The sequence below is a fragment of the Actinospineispora eucalypti genome (genome assembly GCF_039543365.1).
GTDB classification, from domain to species: domain Bacteria; phylum Actinomycetota; class Actinomycetes; order Mycobacteriales; family Pseudonocardiaceae; genus Pseudonocardia; species Pseudonocardia eucalypti.
Genome location: NZ_BAABJP010000007.1, coordinates 580,530 through 603,864, shown reverse-complemented (window position 1 = coordinate 603,864; position 23,335 = coordinate 580,530). Strand labels below are relative to the sequence as shown.

Genomic DNA, 23,335 nt, shown 5'->3' with positions numbered 1-23,335 from the left:
CCGGTCAGCCCCGCCGGGGCGCAGGCAGGGGGTGGCCCCGGGACACCGCGACCGGGCCGTCCCGGGCGGCAACCACGGCGACGTCACCGGACTCGTCGGTTCGCCGGACCAGGGCGCCGCCCGCGCGCAGGCTGGCCAGCAGCGTGGCGTTCGGGTGGCCGTAGCGGTTGCCGGCGCCCACGCTGACCAGCGCCAGACGGGGCCGGACGGCGGCGAGGAAGGCCGTCGACGTGTACCGGGAGCCGTGGTGCGGAACCTTCAACACCTCGGCGCGCAAGTCGGCCCCCGAGCTGATCAGGTTCGCCTGGGCGAGCAGCTCGATGTCCCCGGTGAGCAGCATCCGGCCGCCGGGAGTGTGCGCCCGGATGACCACGGAGGTGTTGTTCACGTCGGTGCCGTCCTCGGGGTCGATCGGCTGGGCCGTCCCGCTCGGCGCCAACACCTCGAGCAGCAGGGCCGGCCAGCGCAACCGTTGCCCGGCCCGCAGCTCCAGTACCGGGACGCGCTGCTCCCCCGCCACCCGGCGCACCCGGTCGAACGCCCAGGCCGGCCGGCGGGCCGGCCCCAGGGCGACCGCGCCGACCGCCCGGCCGCGCAGCGCGGCGGCCAGCCCGCCCATGTGGTCGGCGTGCAGGTGGCTGATCACGACCAGGGACAGCGCGTGCACACCGAGACGGCTGAGGCAGCCGTCCACGGCCGCCGTCTCGGTACCGGCATCCACCAGCACCGCCCGCCCCGGTAGTCCGGTGGCCAGCACCAGCGCGTCACCCTGTCCGACGTCACAGGCCACCATCGCCCAGCCGGCCACCGGCCACCCCGGGGTGACGAACCGGCTGGGCACCAACACCAGCAGCGCGCCGAGGCACGCGGCCACCAGCACCACCCGCACCCGCCGACGCCGCACCAGTACGACCCCGAGCAGCAGCACCGCCCCCAGCAGGAACGCGCCCCCGACGCCTCGCGGCCATGCCACCGCCGCACCGGGCGTTCCGGCGGCCAGGTGCGCGACCTCGACCAGCCACGCCACCGCCGGACCGGCCAGCCAGGCGCACGCCTCGGCGACGCCGCTGCTGATCGGGGAAAGTACGGCGGCCAGCGCCCCGAGCACGGTGATCGGCGCCACCGCCGGCGCCACCAGCAGGTTGGCCGCCACCGCGACCAGGCTGACCTGCCCAGAGATCCCGGCCACCAGTGGCGCGGTGACCAGGTGCGCGGCCGCCGGCACGGCCAACGCCTCAGCCACCCCCGGCGGGACACCGCGGGCTCGGAGCCAGGCCGCCCACGGCGGGGCGACCAACGCCAGCGCGCCCGTGGCCATCACGGACAGCGCGAACCCGGGGTCGGTCCCCAGCGCGGGATCCACCAGCAACAGAACGATCGCCGAGGCGGCCAGCGCGGGTACCACCGGGCGGCGGCGCCCGGCCAGCACCGCGAACAACCCGACCCCACCCATCACGGCCGCGCGGAGCACGCTCGGCGACGGGCGGGCCAGGATCACGAAGCCGACCAGCGCGATCAGGGCCACCGCGACCCGGGTTCGGGGCCCGGCCCGCAGCAGCGTGAGCAGCCCGAACACCGCGCCAACCAAGATCACGACGTTCGCCCCGCTGACCGCCGAAAGATGGGTGAGCCCGGCGGTGCGGAACTCGTCGCGCAGCGCCGCCGACATCAGGCTGGTGTCGCCGATGGCCAGGGCCGGGAGCAACGCCGCCGAGTCCTCCGGCAGCACCTCGGTCGCGGCGCCGCGCAGGCCGTCCCTCGGCACGTCGGCGGCGCGCTGCCACCAAGGCGCGGCGGTGACCTCCGCGGGCGGTCCGCGCACCCGCAGGACCGCGACCGTGAGGTCCGGCCTGGTCGCCGGGGCGAGCAGGCCGGAGGCGGTGACCTCCATGCCGGGCAGCACCTGTTCCCAGCCTTCCCGGGGCGCCAGCAGCAACACCCGTCCACCACCCGCCCAGGTCTGACCTCCGCTGCTCGCCGTCAGCAGGTCGGCCCGGACGGACACCTGCCCGGCGGCCCGCGCCAGCCCGCCGTACCCGGGAGCGCCCAGCACGGGGGCCGGATCACCACTCACCGCAACCCGCACGGTGGCCGCGCTACCCTGCCCGGCCGCCAGGCGCAGCGGGTGTCCGGCCAGCGAAATCGCGTGCAGGGTGACCACCAGGCCCACCGCCGCCACACAACCGGCCGAGGCGAGCGCGCCGGCGGCGTACCGACCGGGCAGCCCGGAACGAAGCCGACGCCGGCGCGGCGCGGCCCCCGGCCAGCCCACCGCCGGGGCGGCGAACGCCGCCAGGACGGCCGCGGCGGCGGTGCACACCGCCGCCGGGATCCACCCGCCGGTCAGGCCGAGGATGACCACCAGCCAGCTCAGCAGGGCGGCGGGTACCAGGCGCAGGTCGGGCCGCTCCGCCTGCGGTTCCTCATCGCGCCGCCGCGCCGGCGAGGACAGCCCGGTCACACCGTCACCGACCCGCGCAGCTGGCTGAACCGCCGCTCGCCGATTCCTTCGATCTCCCGCAGCTGGTCCACCGAGTTGAACCGGCCGTGCGCGGTGCGCCACTCGATGATGCGCTTCGCGGTCACCGGGCCGACCCCGGGCAGAGTGTCGAGCTGCTCGACCGTCGCCTGGTTCAGGTCCACCTTCCCGCCCCCGGCGGCGGCCGGACCGGGCGAGCCGGCGGGCTGGGGCACGCTCGGCGGTTGGGGCAGACCGACCACGATGTGCTCGCCGTCGACCACCCGGCGGGCCAGGTTGAGCGCGGTGAGGTCGGCACCGGGCAACGGCCCGCCGACCTGGCTGATCGCGTCCGCGACCCGGGCACCCCCGGGCAGCCGCACCAAGCCGGGCCGACGGACCTTGCCGGCCACGCTGACCACCGTCGGCGCGGCCGGCTCGACCGACGGCGGTGGCCCACCAGGACCGGCCGGCGCGGTCGACACCTCGGCACCGACCACCGGCAGCGGCGGTGCCGGCTCGGCCACCGGGCGGTCCCGCCAGACGGCGAAGACGGCGAGCAGCGCGGCACAGCCGGCAACCACCGCCAGCGCCAGGGCGCCGGGGCGGCCCGGGTCCAGCCGCGCGCCACGCCATGCGGCCGGCACCCACCGCTCGGCCACCCGGGCAACCAGCCGAGTCCGGGCGGCACCGCGGACCGGCAGCGGGGCCGTGTCGGGCGGGGCTTTCCGAGACCCGTCGGGTGGGCGACCCGGCGGCGTGTCCGGCCGGCGCGGCAGGGCGGCGGCGGTGGGCGGGAACCCGGTCGGGCCAGGCCGGTCCCCGCCCAGCCCGGCCGGGGGCCGCCGATCGCGACCGGGCGGGTTCGGGCGCCGATCCGAGTCAGGCGAAACCGGGCGCCGATCCGAGTCGGGCGAAACCGGACGCCGATCCGAGTCGGGCGAAACCGGACGCCGATCCGAGTCAGGCGAAACCGGACGCCGGCCCGCGCGCAGGGCGGTCAGGCGTTCGCTGCCCGGGCGTGGCGGGGCTTCGGGGGCCGGGAGGTTGTCGTTCTCGAGGGTCCGCACCGGGCCGACGCTAGGCGGCCGGGACGGGGCCGGCCGATCTTCGCCGGGCCGCTGTGGACAGCTGGGAGCAATGTGGACAACCAGGCGCTTCCGGCCTCCGCGTGGGCTTGGTTGTCGGTGGGTTGTGGCAGGCTGGAACCCCCTGCGCCCGGTCCGCGATCAAGCCTCATCGGGCGGCGCCCGGCCCCGAACCGGGGGCGTTCAGTCGGATGCCGGAGGCACAACCACCACGCCCAGGAGACCCGGGCCGGCGTGCGCACCCAGCGCGGCACCGACCTCGGAGATCACGCACGGCGACGCTGCGGGCAACCGCTCCGCCAACCGGCCGGCCAACTCGGCCGCCCGCTCCGGGGCGCCGAGGTGGTGCACCGCCAGCTCCACGTTCTCCCCACCGGTCCGCCGGCCGGCGGCCTGCTCGGCCAGGTCGACCATCCGGGCCACCGCCCGGGTCAACGTGCGCACCTTCTCCAGCGGCTCGATCAGCCCGTCGCTCACGTGCAGCATCGGCTTCACCGCGAGCGCGCTGCCCAACCAGGCCGCCGCCGCGCCGATCCGGCCGCCCCGGCGCAGGTACTCCAGCGAGTCCACGCAGAAGAACACCCGGCTGCGCGCGGCCACGTCGGCGGCCGCCTCCTCCACCACCACGCCGGCACCCCCGGCGGCCGCCGCCCGAGCGGCGGCGAGCGTGGCGAACCCCAGGCCCATCCCGGCCGAGCGGGAGTCGACCACCCGCACCCGGGAGGAGTCGACCTCGTCGGCGGCGATCCGGGCGGCCTCCCAGGTCCCGGACAGCAGCCGGGACAGGTGCACCGAGACCACCTCGGTCGCCCCGCCCGACAGCAGCTCACGGAAGAGCGCCGCGAACTCGGCGGGCGAAGGCCTCGACGTGCCCACCGCGACGGCCTGGTCGCCCAGCGCCGCGATCAGCTCGGCCGGCCCGACCTCCACCATGTCCCGGACCGTGCGTTCACCCAGCGTGACCCGGATCGGCACCACTCCGATACCGTGCCGCGCGGCCAGGTCCGGGGGCAGGTATCCGGTGGAGTCGGTGACGACCGCGACCGCCACCTCAGGTCAGCTCCGGGGCGAGCAGCTCGGCCAGTGCCTCGCCCACCCGCTTGTGGCCCCACCAGCCGAAATGCATGCCGTCCGGGTTGCCCTCGCCGGCCATGATGTGGTCGCCGATCAACGCCGGCAGGTCCAGCAACCCCACCCCGGCGGACGCCGCCCAGGCCCGGGTGGCCCGTTCGGCGGCCGGCCGGCCGGCGTGCACGCCGCCGTAGGCCGGCGCCCGGTGCACGCTGGGCAGCAGGGCCACCACCGGGATATCGGGGCGGATGAAGGTCACCGCGCGCCGGCAGGACTCCAGGTAGCGCACGGTCAGGTGCGGCGGCAGCGCCACCGGGCCACCGCCGGGCAACACGCTGAACGCCCGCGACAACGCCGGCTGGGCCGCCTGGTAGCCGACCCGCACCGCGCGCCGCAGGCCGTCCGGGCGCAGCGACGGGATCATCTCGCGCAGCGCGGTGGGCAGCGGCGAGGGCAGCGTGTCCATCCCGCCGACCCCGAACACCAGCGCGTCCACCTTGGGCATCACCGGCCAGATGCGCGGGTCGCGGGTGAGTCCCCGCCAGGCGTGCCGGGCGGTCCAGCCGTAGCCGGCGAGCAGCTCGGCCCGGCCGCCGAGCGCCTCGGCCGCCACGTTGTGCCAGAGCCGGGGCTCGTCGGCCGGCTCGGCGCGCTCCGGACCGTGGAAGGCCAGCGAGTCCCCCAGGACCAGCAGCACCGGACCGGTCAACGGTCGACCCCGAGGTTGTAGCCGGTCAGCCGCCACTTGGACCCGGGTCGCTGGCGGCGGCGTAGGCTGGCCCAGCAGGCGTTCTCCAGGCCGCCGATCGCCGTCCAGTGCACCGGGTCGAAGCCGAGCAGCGCACAGACCAGCGCGGCGATCACCCCGCCGTGCGAGCAGAGCAGCACGGTGGTCGGCGGGTCGGCCGCGTACTCCCGCTCCAGCTCGTCGACCAGCGGAATGGCCCGCGCGGCCACCGTGACCCTGGACTCGCCACCCGGCGGAGCCCAGCTGGAGTCGGCCCGCCAGGTGTCCAGCGCGCCCGGCCACCGCTCGCCGACCTCGGCCACGGTCAGGCCCTGCCACTCGCCCAGGTCGGTCTCGCGCAGCCGGGGGTCCAGCTTCACCGGCAGCCCGCAGGCCTGGCCGATCTCGTCGGCGGTGCGGGCCGCGCGGCTCAGGTCGGAGCTGATCAGCAGGTTCGGCCCCTGCTCGGCCAGGGTCGGGCCGATCGCGCGCGCCTGGTTCAGACCGAGCTCGGTGAGATGCGAGTCGAGATGGCCCTGCATGCGGCCTTCGGCGTTGTAGTCGGTCTGCCCGTGCCGCACGAACAACAGCCGGGCGAGCGTCACCCGCCGCGCCCGTCCGCTAGCTCCTCGTCGGCCAGCGGGTCCACCCGCGCCTCCGGGATGTCGATCCGGGGGCAGTCCTTCCACAGCCGGTCCAGGCCGTAGAAGCCGCGTTCCTCGGAGTGCTGGATGTGCACCACCAGGTCGACGAAGTCGAGCAGTACCCAGCGCCCCTCCCGGGCGCCCTCCCGCCGGATCGGCTTGGCGCCGGCCAGCCGCAGCCGCTCCTCCACCTCGTCCACGATGGCCTGCACCTGGCGCTCGTTGGGCGCCGAGGCGATCACGAAGCAGTCGGTGATGGCCAGCTGCTCGGAGACGTCCAGCACGACGATCTCCCGCGCCTTCTTGTTGGCCGCGGCGCCGGCCGCCACCCTGGCGAGTTCCAATGAGTGCTCGCTAGCGCCCACCGTGCTCCCTTCCCGGTCGGGTCCTGGCCCCTCAGCCTACTGACCCGCGCCGACGAGCCAGGTCAGGCACTAGCGAGCAGCGCGCGGGTAGCCTGCCCGCATGGTGCTTCCCAGGTGGCTGGCCCGGGTCAACCGGGTGGCTACGAACCGGGTGCTCGGGCGGCTGCCGGTGTTCGCCACGGTGAGGCACGTCGGGCGGCGGTCCGGTCGCCGGTACCAGACGCCCATCGCGGTGTTCCGCGCCGATCGCGGCTACGTGGCCGCCCTCACCTACGGCCCCGGCGCGGACTGGGTGCGCAACGTGCTGGCCGCCGGCGGGTGTGAGCTGCGGGTGCGGGGCGAGTGGGTTCCGCTGGTCCGGCCGATGGTGGTGCACGATCCGGAGCGGCGGGCCGTGCCGCCGGTGGTACGACTGTTCCTGGCGGTCCCGGGGGCGGTCGACTTCCTGCACCTGGACCTGGCTCAGCCGGAGCGGTAGAGGCAGCACTTCGAGATGTACTGGACGACCCCGTCCGGGACCAGGTACCAGACCGGCAGGCCCTTGGCCACCCGCTGCCGGCACCCGGTGGACGAGATGGCCATGGCGGGCACCTCGACCAGGGTGACCGCGCCGTCCGGCAGGTGCTCGTCACCCAGCTCGTACCCGGGCCTGGTCACCCCGACGAAGTGGGCCAGCTCGAACAGCTCCTCCACCTTGTGCCAGGACAGGATCTGGGACAGCGCGTCCGCCCCGGTGATGAAGTACAGCTCGGCGTCCGGGTGCTTGGCATGCAGGTCACGCAGGGTGTCCACGGTGTAGGTGGCACCGGGGCGGTCGATGTCTGCCCGGTCCACCGAGAACCGGGGGTTGGACGCGGTGGCGATCACCGTCATCAGGTAGCGGTCCTCCGCCGGACTGATCACCCGGGTGCTCTTCTGGTACGGTTCGCCGGTCGGTACGAAGATCACTTCGTCTAGGCCGAACCGGGCCATCACCTCGCTGGCCGCGACCAGGTGCCCGTGGTGAATCGGGTCGAACGTGCCACCCATCACCCCGATCCGGGTCGCGTCGTCGGCACAACGCTCACGCATCGGCGAAGCGTATAGCGGCGGTTTCGGCCATCCGCTCACCGGTCCACCGGCGCAGGTAGGGGCACTGCTCGGCCGGGTGGTCGTCCGGGCAGGTCAGCAGGTGCTCCAGGTGGTCCTTGGCGGCGGCCAGCCGGCGCTGCTGCTCGGAGATCACCGCCAGCCGCTCCCGCACGGCGGTGCGCCAGTCGCTGTCCCGCTGGGTGCCGGCCAGCACCGCGGCTATCTCGTCCAGGCTCATCATCCCGGTGTCCCGCCACATCTGGATGAGCCCGATGCGGTGCAGCTCGTCGGGGCCGTAGCGGCGCCAGGTCCCCCGGCGGTCGGCCGGGCGGAGCAGCCCGCGTTCCTCCCAGTAGCGCAGTGTGGACTCGGCCAGCCCGAACGCGGCGGCCGCCTCCCCGATGCCGATCAGCCCGTCGGGCAAGGCCACTCCCTCGATCCTTGACTTCAAGCCAACTTCAGATGTCCTAGTTAGGCAATCCTAACTTATCGAACCGAAGTGAGCCCATCATGATCAAGACCGATCTGCTGGAGTGGCTGCACGGCGCCACCGGGCCCTGCCGCGGCGGGCCGGTTTGATCTACGCGGCGCCGCGGCCGTTGGCCGGGTTCGACCGGATCTGCTCATCGAGGCCATGCCGGGGTGAAATCGTTTGCGCTCGCCGGCCCCCGGCGGCTTACCCTCGGGAGGTGCCGGGAACCCCCATCACCACGCTGGAACAGCTGCGCGAGGTCATCGACGAGCCCAGCAAGCTGGTCGCGGAGAAGGCGATCGACCACATCGACGCGGAGTCCCGGCGGTTCATCGAGGCCTGCCCGTTCTTCCTGCTGGCCACCAGCGCGGCCGACGGCAGCTGCGACGTCTCCCCGCGCGGCGACCCGCCGGGCAGCGTGCTGGTGCTGGACGACCGGACCGTCGCCTTCGGCGACCGCAAGGGCAACCGCCGGCTGGACAGCCTGCGCAACATCATCGCCCAGCCCCAGGTCGGCATGCTGTTCCTGGTGCCGGGGATGGGCGAGACCATCCGCCTGAACGGCACCGCCCGGATCGTGCGGAACGCCCCGTACGCGGACCGGCTGACCCTGCGCGGCGTCCGGCCCGAGCTGACCATCGAGATCTCCGTGGTCGAGCTCTACCTGCACTGCGCCAAGGCGTTCAAACGGTCCGCGCTGTGGGAACCGGACAGCTGGCCGGAGCGGGGCGAGCTGCCCACCGGGGGCCAGCTGCTGCGCAGCCAGGGCGAGTTCGCCGCCTCGGCCAGGGAGCTGGACGACTACCTAGACAAGTCCTACCGCACCACCATGTACTAGCGCGGAACGCGCTAGGCGAGCGTGCGCCCAGTTCGGCGCACGCGGGAGAATCAGACCGGTAGGAGCGTCTCCACCACGTCGGCCAGCTGCGCCACCGTGCGGCACTCGTGCATGGGCATCAGCTCGGCGTAGCGCAGCGCGGCCGAGTCGCCGCTGCCCCACTGCTTGCGCGGCTCCGGGTTCAGCCAGTGGCTGTGCCGGGCCTGGCCGATCAGCCGGCGCAGCACGGCCAGGTTGGGGTCTCGGTAGTTGGTGCGGCCGTCGCCGAGGATGAGCAGCGAACTGCGCGGACCCACCGCGTCCGGCCAGTGCTCCACCAGGCTGGCCAGCGAGCCGCCATAGTCGCTGTGCCCGTCGAAGGTCACCAGCTCGGCCTCGCGCAGCACCCTGGTCATCACGCTGGCCAGGTCGTTGCCCGGGGCGAACAGGTGGGTCACCTCGTCGGCGCGCTCCACGAAGGCGAACACCCGCACCTTGGAGAACTGCTCGCGCAGCGCCTGCACCAGCAACAACGTGAAGTGGCTGAACCCGGCCACCGACCCGGAGACGTCGCAGAACACCACCAGCTCGGGGCGGCCGGGCCGGCGGGTGCGGAAGGCCGGGCGCATGGGGACGCCGCCGGTGGACATGGACCGGCGCAGCGTGCGCCGCAGGTCCATCTGCCCGCGCTTGGCGTGCTTGCGGCGCACCGCCAGCCGGGACGCCAGCCGCCGCGCCAGCGGGTGCACGGTCCGGCGCAGCTGGGCCAGCTGGTCGGCGTAGGCGGACAGGAACTCCACCTGTTCGGCCTGCTTGGGCACGGCGGTCTTGGCCACCTGGTCCCGGCCCCGGGTCTCCGCGGTGCGCCGGCGCACCTCCTCGGTGACCATCCGGCGGAACTCGGCGATCCGCTGCCGGATCTCCCGGCGGGTGATCTCCTCGACGAAGGCGTTCTCGTTGTCGCCCATCAGGTCGGCCAGGATGCCGGCCAGCAGCGTCTCCGGGCTGACCTGCCGCAACACCTGGTATGTCGACCAGTTGCGCGGCCCGTTCGGCCCCCCTTGCCCCGGGCCGGAAGCCGCGCCGAGAGCGTCCACCACGGCCCGGGCCAGCTCGCGCAGCGCCGCGTCGTCACCGTCGCGCAGCAGGTCGGCCAGGATGTCCCGCAGAGCGTCCAGGTCCACCTCGCCGTCCGGCGTCCACGGCACCTCGACGTCGCTCTGCCCCCGGCCCTGCGCGGCCGGGAAGTACAGGTCGAACAGCGTGTCGAACACCGCGCGCTGGCCCGACCGGCGCAGCACAGCGGCGGCCAGCCCCTCGCGCAGCTGTTCCCGGTGCAGCAGGTTGACGGCGCCGAGCACCGCGGCCGCGTCCACGGTCTCGCCGGGGCCGACCGGGACCTGGTGGCGGCGCAGCGCGCCGACGAAGTCGACCAGGTGTCCGGGCAGTCCGTGCGGCGGCGGCGTCATGGTTGTCCCTCCCACGCTCCCCCAATCGTGCCTGGTCGCGCGAACTCCGGCCAGCCGAACCCGCGAGGTCAGGAGGGGCGGGCCACCGCGAGGCCGAACTCAGCACATGCCACGGCCATCCGTTCGTCGTAGGTCAGCACCAAGTCGGCGTCAGCGAGCACTGCCGAGGCGAGATGAATGGCGTCGAGTGAGCGTAAACCGTCCGGGCCTACTCGACGAGCCAAGCTGACCACTTCGGGGTCGATCGGGTATTCGTCGATCTCGGACAGTGCGGCCTCCGCCTCGATGGATACCCAGGTCACTCGGCCGGGATGATGCCGGCGCAAGGCACGGGTGGTCTCGATCCACGCCAACGAGGACGAGACCAGTGCATCCCCTGGCTGAAGTGCGTGTCCAGCGCATCAGCGAGCGCCGCCGACTCCGGTTCTCGGACTACCCGCTTGATGAGGGCGCTGCTGTCCAGATAGACCCGGATCACAACCGGTCTTCGCGGTCCAGAAGAGTCAAGCTGGAGACGCCTGGCGGGAGATCGATGCTGGGCTCGACCCTGCGATACGGGATCCGCGCGGGCCGGACTCGTCCGCTGAGAGGTCGCTCACCGGTACCGATTAGTTCAGGCGCAGCTCGGCGGCGGCTTTCTGGGCGTCGGAGTGGTGTTTGAGGACGACGCCGAGGGTCGCGCGGGCGGCGTCGTCGTCCAAGGTGTCCAGGCCCAGCGCGAGCAGTGTGCGCGCCCAGTCGATGGTCTCCGCCACCGACGGCACCTTGCGCAGCTCCAACCCGCGCAGCACGCGGACCGTGCGAACCAGCGAGTCGGCCAGCGCGGCCGGCAACTCGGGCACCCGGGTGAGCACGATCCGCCGTTCCAGGTCGGCGTCCGGGAAGTCCAGGTGCAGGAACAGGCAGCGCCGCTTCAACGCCTCGGAGAGCTCACGGGTGGAGTTGGAGGTGAGCACCACGAACGGCTTGCGGGTCGCGGCGATGGTGCCCATCTCCGGCACGGTGACCTGGAAGTCGGACAGCACCTCCAGGAGCAGGCCCTCGACCTCCACATCCGCCTTGTCCATCTCGTCCACCAGGAGCACGGTGGGCTCCGCCCGGCGGATCGCGGTGAGCAGCGGGCGGGGCAGCAGGAACTCCTCGGAGAACACGTCGTCGCGGGTCTCGTCCCAGGACTCCCGCCCCTGACCCGCGGTGATGCGCAACAGCTGCTTGGCGTGGTTCCACTCGTAGAGCGCGCGGGCCTCGTCGATGCCCTCGTAGCACTGCAGCCGGACCAGACCCGAGTCGGTGGCCGCCGCCACCGCCTTGGCCAACTCGGTCTTGCCCACTCCGGCGGGCCCCTCCACCAACAGCGGCTTGCCCAGCCGATCGGCCAGGTAGACGGTGGTGGCGGCGGCCGTGGACGCCAGGTAACCGACGCCAGCCAGCCGCTCGGTTACGTCCTCCACCGAGCCGAACAGGGGCGTCTGCCGGATTGGGGCCTGCTCAGCACTCACCCGCCCATCCTGCACTGTGATGGGAGGATCGACTACTTGGCAAGCCAAATAGCGGCATCCAGGCGCCGATCGTGTGGCCAGCGTCTCACCCGTCACTCCTTATCCCGCGAGTCGGCGTTCTCAGCACACCGAGTCGGCGTTTTCAGCGCACCGGATGCCCGGGGCTATGCCGCCACCCGCCCAGCGCACCGGCGACGATCGGCAGCGCGGCCGCGACCAGCACCAGGACGCACACCGCGCCGAGCAGCCACACCACCGCCGGCCCGACGGCGAGCGCGCACCCCACCAGCGCCGCGTACGCCGCCGATGCGATGGCGAGCAACCGGGTGAGGCGCCGCTCGGTGAGATCGGAGAAGTGGCCCAGCCAGGCCAAACTGGGCAGCAGCGCGATGCCGTGCATGGCTACCGCGTGCGCCAGCTTGAACGCCCCCGCCGTGTGGTACGCGGCCTGTGGATCGCCGCCCCGGGCCAGCGTGGTGCCGATCCCGATCATCACGCCGCCGATCACCAGCGCGCCGACCAGCGCACCGAACCCCAGCCGGATCGCCGCGCGCATCGACGGGGCCAGCCCCGGCTGCCCGCGCAGCGAGGCGGCGAACAGTGCGCCCAGGGTCAGGAAGAGCGCCCCGCCGCCGGCCGCGAGTACCGTGGTGATCCGGGTGTCGGTGGCGGTCTCGAAGTTGAAGTGGGACGGCACGCCGCGCCACGCCTGCGCGCTGATCAACGTCACCTCCGCGACGCTGGCCAGCAGGAAGCCGCCGAGGGCGGCCGTTCGCAGCCGCTCGCCCATGCGCAGGAACGAGCTCACCCAGGCCACGCTGATCGCGGTCAGCCCGAAGGACAGCCCGAACGTGGTCGGCTTGCGCCAGGACACCGGCCCGAGCCACGGGCCGCCGAGCAGCGCCTGCACCCCGAGATGCACCAACCCGGACAGCAGCAGCGCGGCGCCGACCAGGTAGCTCAGCCGTTCGATCCGCCGGCCTTCGGTCCAGAATCGCCCCAGGTCACGCCCGATTTCCCGCATACGGGGAACGCTAACGACGCGACGCGTGCGCAGCGTCCGCCCCAGGGCGGCTCAACGAGGTCTCCCCACGGCGTACACGGCGGCGAAACGACTGAATCACCGTGCTAGAACGACTGAATCACCGTGCTGAAGTGACTGAACCAGGCGGGGGTTAGGCGGGGGTTAGGCGGGGCGGGTGTGGCCTTGGCCCCAGACGATCCACTTGGTGGTGGTGAGCTCGGGGAGGGCCATGGGGCCGCGCGCGTGTTGTTTCTGGGTGGAGATGCCGATCTCGGCGCCCATGCCGAACTCCTCGCCGTCGGTGAACGCGGTGGACGCGTTGACCATCACGGCGGCCGAGTCCACCCGGGTGGTGAACGCGTTCGCGGCGGCGATGTCCGAGGTGATGATCGCCTCGGTGTGCCCCGAGCCGTGCCGGGCGATGTGCTTGATCGCCTCGTCCAGCGAGTCGACCACGCCGGCGGCGATGTCCATGGACAGGTACTCCACGTCCCAGTCCTCGTCGGTGGCCGGCAGCACCCCGGGGGCGAGCGCGGCGAACCGCTCGTCGGCGTGCACGGTCACCCCGGCCAGTCGCAGTGCGGTGGCCAGCGAGGGGACGAACTTCTCCGCCACCTCGGCGTGCACCAGCACCGTCTCGGCCGAGTTGCACACCGAGGGCCGGCGGGCCTTGGAGTTGATCACCAGCCGCTCGGCCATGTCCAGGTCGGCGGACGCGTCCACGTAGACGTGGCAGTTGCCCACCCCGGTCTCCACGGTCGGCACGGTCGCCTCGTTCACCACGGACTGGATCAGCCCGGCACCGCCGCGCGGGATCACCAGGTCGACCAGGCCGCGCGCGGTGATCAGATGGCGCACGCTGGCCCGGTCCTCGCAGGGCAGCAGCTGCACCGCGTCCGCCGGCAGGCCCACGCCGGTCAGCGCGTCGCGCAGCACCTCGACCAGCGCGGCATTGGTGTGCGCCGCGCTCGAGGAACCGCGCAGCAGCGCGGCGTTGCCCGACTTCAACGCCAGCCCGGCGGCGTCCACCGTGACGTTCGGCCGCGCCTCGTAGACCATGCCGACCACGCCCATCGGCACCCGCACCTGGGTCAGCCGCAGCCCGTTGGCCAGCGTGGACCCGCGCACCGTCTCCCCCACCGGGTCGGGCAGGTTGGCCACCTTGGTCAGCCCGCCGGCGATACCGTCGATGCGCGCCTCGGTGAGGGTCAGCCGGTCCAGCAGGCCGCTGGCCATGCCGGACTCCCGGCCGGCCGCCACGTCGGCCGCGTTGGCCTCGAGCACCGGCTCGGCGTGCGCGCGCAAGGCGTCGGCCATGGCGAGCAGGGCCTTGTCCTTGTCCGCGCGGTGCAGCAGGGCGAGCGCATTGGCGGCCACCCTGGCCCGGCGGGCGGCGGCGTGCACCTGCTCGCGCAGGTCGGTGTCGGCGGTCATTGGTTCAGGATATGTCCGCGCGCCACCGGGTTGTCCGGCCAGTCCAGCACCAACAGGCTCTGCGCCTTGTGCACCACCGAGCCGTTCGCCGCGATCTCCGCGTCCCTCGGGTAGGCGCGCAGCCGCAGCTCGGCGGCCGACGGGCGCCCGGCGTCCACCCAGTCCTCCAACAGCGCGGCCAACCGCTCGGCGGCGGCCGCGCCGTCCGAGCCGTACGGCCGCACCGCGACCGGGAACCTCCGGTCCAGCTCGCTGGGCGCGTCGTCCTTCGGCACCAGCACCGCCATGCCCCGCTCGGCGATCAGCGCCACCGTCCCGCCGTCCATTCCGGCCGGGCGCAGCGACGGGGTGCGCGCCGACGCGTCCGCGCTGACCAGCAGGCGGCACACGTCCGGCTCGCGCACCGCCAGCCACAGGCCCAGCCCGTCCCACAGGTCCAGCGCGGCCAGCCGCACCCGGCTGTCCCGCTGCCGCCCCGGCTCGCCCAGCAACGCGCGGAACCCGGCGGCGTCCAGCTCGCGCCGCTCGGCGGTCTGCACGGTCACCCCGTCCACGCCGAGCGACCGGCTGCTCTCCGGCCCGGCGCCGAGCCCGCGCAGCCGCACGAACGCGCAGCTGCGCACCGAGGCGCTGGACAGGTGCGCCGGCGGGCCGGGCAGCAGGTCCAGCGCGACCGACAGCTGGCTGCCCCGCACGGTCAGCGGCAGCAGCAGCCGGCCCCCCGGGACCAGCTGGTGCCACCAGGCCGGCTGGATGTCCCAGCTGCCCACGGTGAGCACCACCCGGTCGTACGGCGCGCGCTCCGGCAGCCCCAGCGCGCCGTCCGCCGCCACCAGGGTGACCTGCCCGGCCGTGGCCGAGCGTCCGGCGGCGGCGAGGTGCTCGGCGGCGCCCTGCACCAGGTCCTCGTCGATGTCCATGGCCACCACCGAGCCGGAGGGCCCGACCATCTCGGCCATCAGCGCGGCGTTGTAGCCGGTGCCCGCGCCGATCTCCAGCACCCGGTGCCCCGGCCGCAGCGCGAGCTGTTCCAACATGATCGCCATCATGGAGGGCTGGGAGGCCGAGCTGACCGCCACGCCGTTCTCCCACTTGGTGAGCACGGCCTCGTCCTCGTACGCCCGGGCCGCCGGCTCGTCCGGCAGGAACAGGTGCCGGGGCACCGAGCGGAAGGCCCGCTCGACCGGCGCGCTGCTGATCCGGCCGGCGGCCAGCAGCCCGTCGACCATGGCCGCCCGCAGCTGATCGGCCCGCACCCGACCAGTCTCGTCCCCGGCGTGGGGCAGCGTCCAGTTTCCAGCGCGGGACGCGCTGGCCGAGCGCGCGCCCAGTTCGGCGCGCGCGGGGGACTCAAGCGCGGGACGCGCTGGCCGAGCGGGCGCCCAGTCAGGCGCGCGCGGGGACTCAAGCGCGGGCGCGGAAGAACTCCACCGCGCCGAACACCGCACGGAGCCGCCCCACCCGGGAGTGCTCGGTAAACCCCGCCCCGGCGAACAGCTCCGGGTCCGGGCCGTGGATGTCGGCCAGGTGCAGCAGGCCGCCGGGCCGCAGCACCCGACGCACCTCCCGGATCGCGCCGGCCCGGGTGTCGCCGTCCAGGTGGTGCAGCATCAGCGCGGAGAACACCAGGTCGAACGACCCGTCCGGGTAGGGCAGCCGCTGCGCGTAGCCCCGCTCGAACCGGATGCCCAGGCCCTCGGCCTTCCGGGTGGCCCGGGCCAGCGCCAGCGGGTCGGGGTCGCTGCCGGTGAACTCGGCGTCCGGCTGCGCCCGCCGGGCCAGGATGGTCAGGTTGCCGGTGCCGCAGCCGATGTCCAGCACCTGCGCCCCGGCCGGCGTCCGGGCCAGCTCGACCAGCCGGCGGTGCACCCGGCGGGCGCCCATCAACCGGGTCACCGCGTCGTAGTAGGGCAGCAGCCGGTCCGTGCCGAACGCCGGGATGTAGTCATGCTCGTGCCGCACCTTCACCATCCAGGTCCTCCCAAAATAGGATTATCTTGCTTTCCGGACTCCATCCTCGGCACAGTTGAAGTCCTCGAGTTGTCAGATCTTCCGAACTTCTAGGACTTTCCTTGGCCGCCGCCGAACACGCCAGGCTGGCCCGCTACCGGGCCGGCGTACCGGTGTACAGCTACGTCGCCGACCCGACAACGCCCCCGGTTTCGGTCATGCGCTTCGACCCGGCCACCCACCACCCGGACCGGGAGCGCCCGCACATCCACGACTTCCCCGCACTGCTCTACGTGGCCAGGGACGCCGAAACGGGGTGGCTCGCCGAGGCCCGGCCGCGCGCGGGCGATCTCTACCTGGTGTCCCCCGGCCAGGTGGTGCAGGCCGAGACGGCGCCGATGGCCGACTCCGGCGCCGTCGCCGTGTTCTTCACCCCGGAGGCCCTGGGTGGTGGCGACCGGGCCGGCTGGGCCGGCCACCCGCTGCTGTTCCCCTTCCTGCACGGCGCGCGCAACGGCGTGCTCCGGCTGCGGGTACCCGAGGAGGACCGGTCCCGCTGGCTGCGCGGCGTCGCCGCGCTGGAGGACGAGCTGGCCGGGCGGCGAGACGGCTACCGGCAGGCCGCGCTGGCCCACCTCACGCTGCTCCTGGTGGACACCGCCCGGCTGGCCAACGACGTGGTCGGCGGGCTGCGCCGCAACGACGAGCCGCTGCTCGCCGAGGTGTTCGGGGTGATCGAGCGGCGGCACCGGGAACGCCTGTCCCTGCGCGACGTGGCGCGCGCGGTGAACCTCACCCCCGGCCACCTGACCACCGTGGTCCGCCGGCGCACGGGCCGCACCGTGCAGGACTGGATCACCGAGCAGCGGATGACCAGCGCGCGCCGTCTGCTGGCGGAGACCGATCTGCCGGTTGGTGAGGTCGCCGGCCGGGTCGGCTACCCCGACCCGGCGTATTTCGCGCGCGCGTTCCGCCGGGCTCATGGGAGTACGCCCAGGGAGTGGCGGGCGGCGACTGGGTAGGTGGTTGGGTTCTAGAGACCGCTTGGACGGCGCGGCTCGGGTCGGTCTGCCGCGGCTCGGGTGGCGCCCGTTGCGTTTCGGTCTGGTCAGTCTGCCGCGGCTCGGGTGCCGCCCGTTGCGTTTCGGTCTGGTCAGTCTGCCGCGGCTCGGGTGCCGCCCCTTGCGTTTCGGTCTGGTCAGTCTGCCGCGGCTCGAGTGCCGCCCGTTGCGGTCGGTTCGGGCCGCCAGTCACGGAGCGTGACGCTCGCGGGGTGTTAGAACGGGATGGATCTGGGGGCGTTTCGTCGAGAGCAAGACCAGTCCGGTCTCTTCCATGATCGAACCGGACTCACCATGCTCTCGATGAACCGAACCGGTCGCCACCCCCGCTCAGTGGTCACAGAACGTAGTCGCAAGGCCGATCGACCCGTCCGAAACACAACGGGCGCCACCCCGGCCGCGGCAGACCAACCCAGCCGCGCCGTCCAAGCCATCCTTAGAACCCAACCACCCCTTAAACCAAGGTGTCCTCCCCCAGGAAGCCAGCCATACTCCTGGCCGTGTTCCTGACCATCACCACCACCGGCGACGCCACCAGTCCGGCGACCGACCTGGGTTTCCTGCTGCACAAACACCCGGACAAGGCGCAGGCGTTCGAGACGTCGTACGGCACCGCGCACGTGTTCTACCCCGAGGCCACGCCGGAGCGTTGCACGGCGGCAATGCTGCTCGAGGTTGACCCGGTGGCCCTGGTCAGGCGGGCCGGCAAGGGCCGGGGCGGCGCGCCCGACGCAGCGTTGGCGCGGTACGTGAACGACCGGCCGTACGCGGCGTCCTCGCTGCTCGCGGTGGCCCTGCGCGCGGTGTTCAGCACCGCGCTGCGCGGCGAGTGCCGCAGCCACCCGGAGCGCGCGGCCGCACCGCTGCCCCTGTGCCTCCAGGTGCCCGCGTTGCCCGCGCGGGGCGGCGCCGACCTGGTGAAGCGGCTGTTCGAGCCGCTCGGCTGGACGGTCGACGCGAAGAAGATCCCGCTGGACCAGCGGTTCCCGGACTGGGGCGACTCCCCGTACGTGGCGCTCACCCTGACCGGCCGGTCGCGGCTGGCCGACGCGCTGCGCCACCTCTACGTGCTGCTGCCGGTGCTGGACGGCGCCAAGCACTACTGGGTCAACCCGGACGAGGTGGACAAGCTGCTGCGCGCCGGCGAGGGCTGGCTGGCCGATCACCCGGAACACCAGCTGATCACCAACCGCTACCTGGCCCGCAGCACCGTCCTGACCCGGGACGCGCTGCACCGGCTGGAGCTGGCCCGGCTGGCCGAGGCGGACGACACCGAGGCCGAGCAGCTGGACAACGCGGTGGACGAGCAGGCGGACACCGAGGAGCGCCCCGTACCGCTGGCCCGGCAGCGCCGTGCGGCGATCCTGGACGCGCTGCGCGAGACGGGGGCCACCCGGGTGCTGGACCTAGGTTGCGGCCAGGGACAGCTGGTCGGTGAGCTGCTCAAGGACGTCCGGTTCACCGAGGTCGTCGGGGTGGACGTGTCGATGCGCGCGCTGCACGAGGCCGCCCGCCGGCTGCGCCTGGACCGGATGAGCGAGCGCCAGGCGTCCCGGGTGCGGCTGCTGCAGGGCTCGCTGGCCTACTCCGACGCACGCCTGCGCGGGTACGACGCGGCGGTGTTGTGCGAGGTCATCGAGCACGTGGACGAGCCGAGGCTGCCCGAGCTGGAGCACGCGGTGTTCGGCGCGGCGCGGCCGGCGACGGTGCTGGTGACCACGCCGAACGTGGAGCACAACGTGCGCTTCCCCGGGCTCGAGGCCGGGCAGACCCGGCACCCGGACCACCGGTTCGAGTGGTCCCGCGCGCGGTTTCGCGAGTGGGCGGACGGCGTCGGCGCGCGGCACGGCTACCGGGTCGAGTACCGGCCGGTCGGGCCGGACGACCCGGAGGTGGGTCCGCCCACCCAGATGGCGGTCTTCCGCGCCGAGGGGGTGGCTGCGTGAGCGAGCTGGGTATCACCGACCTGTCCCTGGTGGTGCTGATCGGCACCACCGGCTCCGGCAAGTCCACGTTCGCCCGCCGGCACTTCAGGCCGACCGAGGTGATCTCCTCGGACACCTGCCGGGGCCTGGTCAGCGACGACGAGAACGACCAGTCCGCCACCTCGGACGCGTTCGACGTGCTGCACTACATCGCGGGCAAGCGGCTGGCCGCCGGCCGGCTCACCGTGGTCGACGCGACCAGCGTGCAGCGCGAGGCGCGCCAACAGCTGGTCAAGCTGGCCCGGGAACACGACGTGTTCCCCATCGCCGTGGTGCTGGACGTCCCGGAAAAGGTCTGTGCCGAGCGCAATAGGGAACGCCCGGACCGCGCTGACCTGCCCTCACATGTGCTGCACCGGCAACGCGGCGAGCTGCGCCGGTCGCTGCGCGGGCTGACCCGCGAGGGGTTCCGCCGGGTGCACCACCTGCGCGGCGTGGAGGAGATCGACGCGGCGGAGATCGTCCGGGAGCGGCGGTACAACGACCTGCGCCACCTGGCCGGGCCGTTCGACGTCATCGGCGACGTGCACGGCTGCGCCGCCGAGCTGGACGCGCTGCTCACCGAGCTGGGCTACCGGCTCGACGGCGACGGGCCGGCGGCGCACCCGGGCGGCCGCACCGCCGTGTTCGTCGGCGACCTGGTGGACCGGGGCCCGGACAGCCCGGCCGTGCTGCGCCGGGTGATGGACATGGTGGCCGCCGGCACCGCGCTGTGCGTGCCGGGCAACCACGAGAACAAGCTCGGCCGGTACCTCAACGGCCGCAAGGTGCAGCCCGGCCACGGCCTGGCCCAGACCATCGAGCGACTGGACGCCGAACCGGCGGAGTTCCGGGAGCGAGTCAAGGAGTTCATCGACGGGCTGGTCAGCCACTACCTGCTGGACCAGGGAAAGCTGGTGGTCTGCCACGCCGGACTGCCCGAGCGCTACCACGGGCGCACCTCCGGCCGGGTGCGCTCGCACGCGCTGTACGGCGACACCACCGGGGAGACCGACGAGTTCGGGCTGCCGGTGCGCTACCCGTGGGCGGAGGACTACCGGGGGCGGGCCACCGTGGTCTACGGGCACACCCCGGTGCCCAAGGCGGAGTGGGTGAACAACACGCTGTGCCTGGACACCGGGTGCGTGTTCGGCGGCGAGCTGACCGCGCTGCGGTGGCCGGAGCGCGAGCTGGTAGCCGTGCCGGCCGAGCGGGTCTGGTACGAGCCGGTCCGCCCGCTGGCCGCTTCGAGCGCCCCCGAGACCCGCCCGCTGGACCTGGCCGACGTGGCCGGCCGGCGAGTGGTGGAGACCACCCACCACGGGCGGGTGTCCGTCCGCGAGGAGAACGCGGCGGCCGCGCTGGAGGTGATGAGCCGGTTCGCCGTCGATCCCCGGCTGCTGGTGTACCTGCCGCCGACCATGGCGCCGTGCGCGACGTCCAAGCTGGACGGCTACCTGGAGCACCCGGCCGAGGCGTTCGCCGCCTACCGGGAGGCCGGCGTACAGCGGGTGATCTGCGAGGAGAAGCACATGGGCTCGCGCGCGGTCGCCCTGGTGTGCCGGGACGCGTCGGTGGCCGCCGAGCGGTTCGGCGTCCCCGGAGGCCCGACCGGCGCGGTGCACACCCGCACCGGCCGGCCGTTCTTCCCCCACCCGGAGACCACCGAGCGGCTGCTCACCCGGCTGCGCGACGCGGTGACCGCCGCCGGACTGTGGACCGAGCTGGAAACCGACTGGCTGCTGCTGGACGCCGAGCTGCTGCCCTGGTCGGCCAAGGCCACCGGCCTGCTGCGCACCCAGTACGCGGCGGTGGGGGCGGCGGCCGACGCGGTGTTCCCCGGCGCGCTGGCCGCGCTGGAGCGGGCCGCCGCGCGCGGCGTGGACGTGCGCGAGCTGCTGGACCGGCAGCGGCACCGGGCCGAGGACGCGCTCGGCTTCCGGGAGGCCTACCGGCGCTACTGCTGGCCGGTCGGCGAGTCCGGCGAGGACACGGCACTGGACGGACTGCGCCTGGCCCCGTTCCAGATCCTGGCCGCGGCGGGACGCTCGCTGGCCGCGCTGCCGCACGACCGGCAGCTCACCCTGATCGACCGGCTGGTCGCCGCCGACCCCACCGGCCTACTGCACCGCACCGACCGGCTGGTGGTGGACACCACCGACGAAGCCTCGGTGGCCGCCGGCACCGATTGGTGGCTGGCTCTCACCGGCGCCGGAGGCGAGGGCATGGTGGTGAAACCGCTGGACGCGCTCGTGCTGGGCGGCTCAAACCGGCCGGTGCAGCCCGGGATCAAGTGCCGGGGCCGGGAGTACCTGCGGATCATCTACGGCCCGGAGTACGCCCGCCCGGAGAACCTGGCCCGGCTGCGCGAACGGGGGCTCGGCCACAAGCGCTCGCTGGCCCTGCGCGAGTACGCGCTCGGCCTGGAGGCGCTGGACCGGCTGGCCGCCGGTGAGCCGCCGTGGCGGGTGCACGAGGCGGTGTTCGCGGTGCTGGCCTGCGAGTCCGAGCCGGTGGACCCCCGGCTGTGATGCGCGGATCCGGTTGCCGCGGGCGGCGGAGCACCACTCGCGGCGGGCATCGGCGGCGGGGCGACCGCCGGCGGCGAGGCTCTGCACGCAGTCACGAAAATCACGAGCCGCCCGAAAGATCGACCTCCCCGACCGCGCGGAGGTCCTCGTCGGCGAACGACAGCCGCAACTGCGGCCGCACGCGGGCGAGCCGCGCCCGTAGCAACTCGACGGAAGCGACCCGGCCAGCTCCGCGCTAGTCGGGGTCGCGCGGCCGAGGTGGACCGGGAGGCTCGGTGGGAACCAACTCGGCCACGTCGGCATGCAGGCTGGCCAGCCCCCGATCGAACGTGGCCAGCCGGCCCTGGTGTGCGCGGGCGAGATGAGCCAGGTAGGTGTCGGTGACCTGCCGGTGACCGACCACGCCGGCGAACGACACGTCCCGATAGCTCAACGTGTCCGGCCAGAACTCATGCCGCTGCTGGCGCGCGATCCGAGCCAGCAACGCCGTCGCCTCGTCCGCCGGATACCCGGCTCGGATCACCTGCCGCACCAGGCTGCCCTCGGTGATCGGACAACTGGCCACCGGATCCGTACACCGCGCCAACCAGTCCTGCGCGGCGTTGTGGTGCACGTGGTCGGAGAGCGAGAGCGCGATCAGCACGTTCGCGTCGAGCAAGACAGTCACTCGTCGTCGTCCAGCGATCGGACGTCCTCGGTGGTGATGACCCTGCCCACGCTGATCACCGGCCATCCGGTCGCCGGGCTGACGGTGATCTGGCCGGCCGGTCGTTGGTTGAGGCCACGCCGCATCAGGTCCGCAATGGTCTCGCTGAGCGTGCGGGACGTGTCACGGGCGATCGACAGGGCCTGCTGATGCAGATCGTCGGGCAGGTCTACGGTGGTGCGCACCGAACTATTATAGCACTGGGCGCATCACTGCATCACGATGCGGGCTGGTCGATGCTGACTATCCGGGCCAGGGAGTAGCCGTCCTGGTCGCGGTGTGCGGGCGCGGTGAGGCCGTCCCGGACCAGCCGGCGGCCCAGTTGCAGGCAGGCGGCGATCTCCTCGTCGGTCAACGCCATCCGGTCCTCGCGCCGGCCCAGGGAGACCACCCCGTTCCACGCGCCCCAGAGGAACCGGGCGGTGGTGCGGGCGTCGTACCGGTGGTCGGCCTGGCCGGCGGCTACGGCCGCCTCGATGCGGGCCTGGAAACCCCCGATGACCTCCTCCAGCCGCTCCCCCACCCGCTGCTGGATCTCCCGCACCTCGGCCGGCAGCTCGCCCAGCACCGTGTCGAAGGCCAGGAACTGGAACAGCCCCGGGTGCTCCAGGTGGAAGCGCAGATACACGTCACCGGCCGCGATGACCTGTTCCAGCGGCGAGTACTCGGGCCGGTACGCGCGGTCCAGGTACGCGGCCATCTGCTCGAGCGCGCGCTCCACCAGCGCCAGGTACACCCCGTCCTTGCTGCCGAAGTGCACGTAGAGCGTGCCGATCGACACGTCGGCCGCCTCGGCCAGATCCTCCACCCGGACGTTCCGGTAGCCGGCACCGAAGGCCCGCTCGGCGGTATCCAGGATCCGCTCCCTGGTGCGGGCCCGCCGCCGGGCGATCCTCGGGCTGTGCGGAGCCTCGCTCCCCAACTCGGTCACCACACCATCATGCCTTACTCGCAACGAGGTTCATTTTTAGAAGCTTATTGCAA

General features: G+C 73.5%; 23 protein-coding genes. 5 read left to right on the top strand and 18 right to left on the bottom strand.

The window, feature by feature from the left end; all coding sequences use genetic code 11:
* Positions 1–4 precede the first annotated feature (4 nt).
* The 6 genes from ABEB12_RS10460 to rsfS all read right to left on the bottom strand — a co-directional run bounded on the left by ABEB12_RS10460 (position 5) and on the right by rsfS (position 6,353).
* Positions 5–2,461, bottom strand: coding sequence for a ComEC/Rec2 family competence protein (locus ABEB12_RS10460; protein WP_345702715.1), 2,457 nt, complete (start codon positions 2,459–2,461; stop codon positions 5–7).
* Entirely contained in the window at positions 2,458–3,120 is a 663-nt protein-coding gene (locus tag ABEB12_RS10455; protein ID WP_185066472.1) for a helix-hairpin-helix domain-containing protein, read from the bottom strand. Before ABEB12_RS10455 ends, ABEB12_RS10460 begins: the two co-directional genes overlap by 4 nt.
* A gap of 609 nt (positions 3,121–3,729) precedes the next feature.
* Positions 3,730–4,596, bottom strand: a complete 867-nt coding sequence (locus ABEB12_RS10450; protein ID WP_185066473.1) for a DegV family protein — start codon at positions 4,594–4,596, stop codon at positions 3,730–3,732.
* Position 4,597: 1 nt separating this feature from the next.
* Positions 4,598–5,326: a diglucosylglycerate octanoyltransferase gene (gene octT, locus ABEB12_RS10445; RefSeq protein ID WP_185066474.1), complete on the bottom strand. Its 729-nt coding sequence runs from the start codon at positions 5,324–5,326 to the stop codon at positions 4,598–4,600.
* Entirely contained in the window at positions 5,323–5,949 is a 627-nt protein-coding gene (locus ABEB12_RS10440) for a histidine phosphatase family protein (RefSeq protein ID WP_185066475.1), read from the bottom strand. Before ABEB12_RS10440 ends, octT begins: the two co-directional genes overlap by 4 nt.
* On the bottom strand, positions 5,946–6,353 hold the full coding sequence (rsfS, locus tag ABEB12_RS10435) for a ribosome silencing factor (protein WP_185066476.1): 408 nt from the start codon (positions 6,351–6,353) through the stop codon (positions 5,946–5,948). Before rsfS ends, ABEB12_RS10440 begins: the two co-directional genes overlap by 4 nt.
* A gap of 100 nt (positions 6,354–6,453) precedes the next feature.
* Here rsfS and ABEB12_RS10430 point away from each other — a divergent pair, with 100 nt between their 5' ends.
* Positions 6,454–6,831: a nitroreductase family deazaflavin-dependent oxidoreductase gene (locus ABEB12_RS10430; RefSeq protein WP_185066477.1), complete on the top strand. Its 378-nt coding sequence runs from the start codon at positions 6,454–6,456 to the stop codon at positions 6,829–6,831.
* On the opposite strand, the gene nadD is transcribed toward ABEB12_RS10430, so the two are convergent.
* Positions 6,816–7,424 carry a nicotinate-nucleotide adenylyltransferase gene (gene nadD, locus ABEB12_RS10425; protein ID WP_185066478.1) on the bottom strand — a complete coding sequence of 203 codons (609 nt, stop codon included), beginning with the start codon at positions 7,422–7,424 and terminating at the stop codon, positions 6,816–6,818. The genes ABEB12_RS10430 and nadD overlap by 16 nt on opposite strands.
* Positions 7,417–7,854 (bottom strand): MerR family transcriptional regulator, encoded by a 438-nt coding sequence (locus ABEB12_RS10420; RefSeq protein ID WP_185066479.1) that lies wholly within the window; start codon positions 7,852–7,854, stop codon positions 7,417–7,419. The genes nadD and ABEB12_RS10420 overlap by 8 nt, the downstream gene beginning before the upstream one ends.
* Before the next feature lie 259 nt (positions 7,855–8,113).
* On the opposite strand from ABEB12_RS10420, the gene ABEB12_RS10415 reads away from it, so the two are divergent.
* Entirely contained in the window at positions 8,114–8,734 is a 621-nt protein-coding gene (locus ABEB12_RS10415; protein ID WP_345702714.1) for an MSMEG_1061 family FMN-dependent PPOX-type flavoprotein, read from the top strand.
* 50 nt (positions 8,735–8,784) lie between these two features.
* On the opposite strand, the gene ABEB12_RS10410 is transcribed toward ABEB12_RS10415, so the two are convergent.
* From ABEB12_RS10410 to ABEB12_RS10380, 7 genes are all read right to left on the bottom strand, one after another.
* A complete protein-coding gene (locus tag ABEB12_RS10410) occupies positions 8,785–10,182 on the bottom strand; it encodes a VWA domain-containing protein (RefSeq protein ID WP_185066480.1) in 1,398 nt (465 codons plus the stop codon).
* Positions 10,183–10,250: 68 nt separating this feature from the next.
* Positions 10,251–10,508, bottom strand: coding sequence for a PIN domain-containing protein (locus ABEB12_RS10405; RefSeq protein WP_345702736.1), 258 nt, complete (start codon positions 10,506–10,508; stop codon positions 10,251–10,253).
* Positions 10,509–10,790: 282 nt separating this feature from the next.
* Positions 10,791–11,681 (bottom strand): AAA family ATPase, encoded by an 891-nt coding sequence (locus ABEB12_RS10400; RefSeq protein WP_345702713.1) that lies wholly within the window; start codon positions 11,679–11,681, stop codon positions 10,791–10,793.
* A gap of 142 nt (positions 11,682–11,823) precedes the next feature.
* Positions 11,824–12,705: a hypothetical protein gene (locus ABEB12_RS10395; protein WP_185066481.1), complete on the bottom strand. Its 882-nt coding sequence runs from the start codon at positions 12,703–12,705 to the stop codon at positions 11,824–11,826.
* A 162-nt stretch (positions 12,706–12,867) separates the two neighbouring features.
* Positions 12,868–14,139 (bottom strand): glutamate-5-semialdehyde dehydrogenase, encoded by a 1,272-nt coding sequence (locus ABEB12_RS10390; RefSeq protein WP_185066482.1) that lies wholly within the window; start codon positions 14,137–14,139, stop codon positions 12,868–12,870.
* Positions 14,136–15,395 (bottom strand): methyltransferase, FxLD system, encoded by a 1,260-nt coding sequence (fxlM, locus tag ABEB12_RS10385; RefSeq protein ID WP_185066483.1) that lies wholly within the window; start codon positions 15,393–15,395, stop codon positions 14,136–14,138. Before fxlM ends, ABEB12_RS10390 begins: the two co-directional genes overlap by 4 nt.
* 148 nt (positions 15,396–15,543) lie before the next feature.
* Positions 15,544–16,110 carry a methyltransferase domain-containing protein gene (locus tag ABEB12_RS10380; RefSeq protein ID WP_185066484.1) on the bottom strand — a complete coding sequence of 189 codons (567 nt, stop codon included), beginning with the start codon at positions 16,108–16,110 and terminating at the stop codon, positions 15,544–15,546.
* Positions 16,111–16,211: 101 nt separating this feature from the next.
* Here ABEB12_RS10380 and ABEB12_RS10375 point away from each other — a divergent pair, with 101 nt between their 5' ends.
* The 3 genes from ABEB12_RS10375 (at position 16,212) to ABEB12_RS10365 (ending at position 21,645) form a co-directional block, all read left to right on the top strand.
* The gene (locus tag ABEB12_RS10375; protein ID WP_345702712.1) at positions 16,212–17,111 is read left to right on the top strand and encodes a helix-turn-helix transcriptional regulator; all 900 of its coding nucleotides are present in this window, start codon (positions 16,212–16,214) and stop codon (positions 17,109–17,111) included.
* Positions 17,112–17,650: 539 nt separating this feature from the next.
* Positions 17,651–19,096: a 3' terminal RNA ribose 2'-O-methyltransferase Hen1 gene (locus tag ABEB12_RS10370; RefSeq protein WP_185066485.1), complete on the top strand. Its 1,446-nt coding sequence runs from the start codon at positions 17,651–17,653 to the stop codon at positions 19,094–19,096.
* Positions 19,093–21,645, top strand: a complete 2,553-nt coding sequence (locus ABEB12_RS10365; protein ID WP_185066486.1) for a polynucleotide kinase-phosphatase — start codon at positions 19,093–19,095, stop codon at positions 21,643–21,645. The genes ABEB12_RS10370 and ABEB12_RS10365 overlap by 4 nt, the downstream gene beginning before the upstream one ends.
* A gap of 235 nt (positions 21,646–21,880) precedes the next feature.
* Here ABEB12_RS10365 and ABEB12_RS10360 read toward each other — a convergent pair whose 3' ends face one another.
* From ABEB12_RS10360 to ABEB12_RS10350, 3 genes are read right to left on the bottom strand one after another with little or no spacing between them, the layout of a single operon-like run.
* Positions 21,881–22,312: a TA system VapC family ribonuclease toxin gene (locus tag ABEB12_RS10360; RefSeq protein WP_185066487.1), complete on the bottom strand. Its 432-nt coding sequence runs from the start codon at positions 22,310–22,312 to the stop codon at positions 21,881–21,883.
* Positions 22,309–22,536 carry an antitoxin gene (locus ABEB12_RS10355; RefSeq protein WP_185066488.1) on the bottom strand — a complete coding sequence of 76 codons (228 nt, stop codon included), beginning with the start codon at positions 22,534–22,536 and terminating at the stop codon, positions 22,309–22,311. The genes ABEB12_RS10360 and ABEB12_RS10355 overlap by 4 nt, the downstream gene beginning before the upstream one ends.
* A 32-nt stretch (positions 22,537–22,568) precedes the next feature.
* On the bottom strand, positions 22,569–23,282 hold the full coding sequence (locus ABEB12_RS10350; protein ID WP_221499069.1) for a TetR family transcriptional regulator: 714 nt from the start codon (positions 23,280–23,282) through the stop codon (positions 22,569–22,571).
* Positions 23,283–23,335: the final 53 nt, after the last annotated feature.

Excerpts from the sequence above, each read along its gene's own strand:
- ABEB12_RS10430 (WP_185066477.1), top strand. The coding sequence starts at position 6,454 with ATGGTGCTTCCCAGGTGGCTGGCCCGGGTCAACCGGGTGGCTACGAAC.
- ABEB12_RS10380 (WP_185066484.1), bottom strand. The coding sequence starts at position 16,110 with ATGGTGAAGGTGCGGCACGAGCATGACTACATCCCGGCGTTCGGCACG.
- nadD (WP_185066478.1), bottom strand. The coding sequence starts at position 7,424 with ATGCGTGAGCGTTGTGCCGACGACGCGACCCGGATCGGGGTGATGGGT.
- ABEB12_RS10395 (WP_185066481.1), bottom strand. The coding sequence starts at position 12,705 with ATGCGGGAAATCGGGCGTGACCTGGGGCGATTCTGGACCGAAGGCCGG.
- ABEB12_RS10410 (WP_185066480.1), bottom strand. The coding sequence starts at position 10,182 with ATGACGCCGCCGCCGCACGGACTGCCCGGACACCTGGTCGACTTCGTC.
- ABEB12_RS10390 (WP_185066482.1), bottom strand. The coding sequence starts at position 14,139 with ATGACCGCCGACACCGACCTGCGCGAGCAGGTGCACGCCGCCGCCCGC.